The 2,492-nt window shown below is 58.9% G+C and carries 2 protein-coding genes; both read right to left on the minus strand.

The window, feature by feature from the left end:
- Positions 1 to 84: 84 nt before the first annotated feature.
- A complete protein-coding gene (gene istB / locus AC0QC4_RS16615) occupies positions 85 to 864 on the minus strand; it encodes an IS21-like element helper ATPase IstB (protein ID WP_483661205.1) in 780 nt (259 codons plus the stop codon).
- Positions 854 to 2,380: an IS21 family transposase gene (gene istA / locus AC0QC4_RS16620; protein WP_017183235.1), complete on the minus strand. Its 1,527-nt coding sequence runs from the start codon at positions 2,378 to 2,380 to the stop codon at positions 854 to 856. Before istA ends, istB begins: the two co-directional genes overlap by 11 nt.
- Positions 2,381 to 2,492: the final 112 nt, after the last annotated feature.

Here is a 2,492-nt window from a genome sequence, read left to right on the forward strand (position 1 = left end):
TGTAGATTTCCACTGAGAAGTGACCCGGTATTTCCATCGAGAATTGACCCGGGTGATGGTATGTCCCGCAGAGCGGGTTTTGGGTCAAGCTGGTGATTTTTCCTTTCGTGGTTTTGTTGAGGCAGAGCTGGCCCTGAACCGGAAGCTGTCATTGCCAGTTTCGATTATGTGGCAATGATGGGTTAGCCGGTCCAGCAGGGCGGTGGTCATTTTGGCATCGCCGAATACCTCGGCCCATTCGCTGAAGCTGAGGTTGGTGGTGATCACGACGCTGGTGCGTTCGTACAATTTGCTGAGCAGATGGAACAGCAACGCGCCGCCTGATGGGCTGAACGGCAGATAGCCCAATTCATCGAGAATGATGAGATCGAGCTTGAGCAGACGTTCGGCAATCTGCCCCGCCTTGTTGGCCGCTTTTTCCTGTTCGAGCGCGTTGACCAGATCGACCGTGGCGAAGAAGCGGACCTTTTTGCGGTGATGCTCGACGGCTTGGACCCCCAGAGCAGTGGCGATGTGCGACTTGCCGGTGCCGGGCCCGCCAATCAGGACGACGTTGTCAGCGCCGTCGATAAACTCGCCGCCATGCAGTTGCCGAACCAGAGCTTCGTTGGCCTCGCTGGATGCGAAGTCGAACCCGGCCAGGTCCTTGTAAGCAGGGAACCGGGCGGCCTTGATCTGATAGGCGATCGAGCGAACCTCGCGTTCAGCCATCTCTGCTTTGAGCAACTGCGAGAGCATCGGCACTGCAGCGCCGAAGGCTGGAGCGCCTTGCTCGATAAGGTCCCCCACTGCTTGTGCCATGCCATACAACTTCAGCGCCTTGAGCATGACAACAACGGCGGCACTGGCGGGGTCATGACGCATGACGCAGCCCTCCCTCACGCAGGGCATCATAACGTCCGACATTGGCCAACGGCTCTTGCGCAAGGCGCAACGCCTGTGGTGCGTCAATCGGCGCTGCCGGTGGAGCCTTACCGTCGATCAGGCGATGCAGGATGTTGAGGACGTGGGTCTTGGTGGCGACGCCTGCTTCCAGAGCCAGTTCGACAGCGCAAAGCACTGCCTGCTCGTCATGCTGCAGCACCAATGCCAGTATCTCCGCCATCTCCTTGTCTCCACCAGGACGGCGCAGGAGCTGGCTTTGCAGCTGCTTGAAGGCCTCTGGGAGCTGCAAGAAAGGCGCGCCATTACGCAGTGCCCCCGGCTTGCGCTGGACTACTGCCAGATAGTGCCGCCAGTCATAGATTGTCCGCCCTCTGGTGTGGTGAGATCGGTCGATAATCCGAGCATGTTCGCACAGGATCTGACCTTCGGCCGCCACCACGATCCGCTCGGGATAGATCCTGACGCTAACCGGGCGGTTGGCAAAGGATGCTGGGACGCTATACCGATTGCGTTCAAAGCTGATCAGGCAGATCGGTGACACCCGCTTGGTGTGTTCGACAAAGCCGTCGAAGGTCCGCCCCAGTGGCATCAGAGCGCCAACCTCAGCGGCATGTACATCGGCTACGGTGCCGGGCAAGTTACCGTGCTGGATCTCGCCCCATTGTGCGATGCATTGCTCTTCGAGCCAGGCATTGAGCGCATGGATATCCGGGAAGGCGGGCAACTGCTGCCACAGCCGCCGCCGTGCATCCTGGACATTTTTCTCGACCTGCCCTTTCTCCCACCCCGAGGCCGGATTGCAGAACGCAGGCTCGAACAAATAGTGGCTAGCCATAGCCGTAAAGCGCGCGTTGACCTGTCGGGCCTTTCCCTTGCCGATCTTGTCGACCGCAGTCCGCATGTTATCGAAGATCCCGCGCTGCGGCACACCGCCCAGCACGCGGAATGCCTGCGTCAGCGCATCAAACAGCATCTCATGCGTCTGAAGCGGATAGGCCCGCACGATGAACGCCTTGCTATGCGATAGCTTGGTGTGGGCAGCCTGTAGCTTGACGCGCTCACCGCCAAGAATGGCCCAATCTTCGCTCCAGTCGAATTGGAATGCTTCACCGGGCTGAAAAACCAAAGGCACGTATGTTCCGCGCCCGCTGGCCTGCTGTGCCAAGAGACGGCCAGCCTTCCAATCACGCACATAGGCAGCGACCCGATTGTAGGATCCCTCATAGCCCAATGCGACTAAATCGGCGTGCATCTGCTTCGCCGTGCGCTTCTGCTTGCGCGATTTGCCAGCCTCGATTTGCAACCAACCCGTCAGCTTCTCAGCAAACGGGTCTAGCTTGCTCGACCGGTCAGGTACCTTGAACTGCGGCACCACAGTATCCGCGCGCAGATACTTGCGGATCGTGTTGCGCGACAAACCGGTGCGCCGCTCGATCTCACGAAGCGAAATCTTATCACGAAGGCGCCACCGGCGAATTACACTCAGTAAATCCATGTCGATCACTCCCGATACCCCTGACTGGTCAGCCAGGGGCGGGTTCAAACATGGGTCAATTCTCAATGGAAATTTATGCCCCTACCGGGTCACTTCTCAGCGGAAATCTACA

This window comes from Sphingomonas sp. jy18 (assembly GCF_056931895.1).

Bases quoted from the DNA above. Each gene is read 5' to 3' on its own strand.
- istB (WP_483661205.1), bottom strand. From the start codon at position 864: ATGCGTCATGACCCCGCCAGTGCCGCCGTTGTTGTCATGCTCAAGGCG.
- istA (WP_017183235.1), bottom strand. From the start codon at position 2,380: ATGGATTTACTGAGTGTAATTCGCCGGTGGCGCCTTCGTGATAAGATT.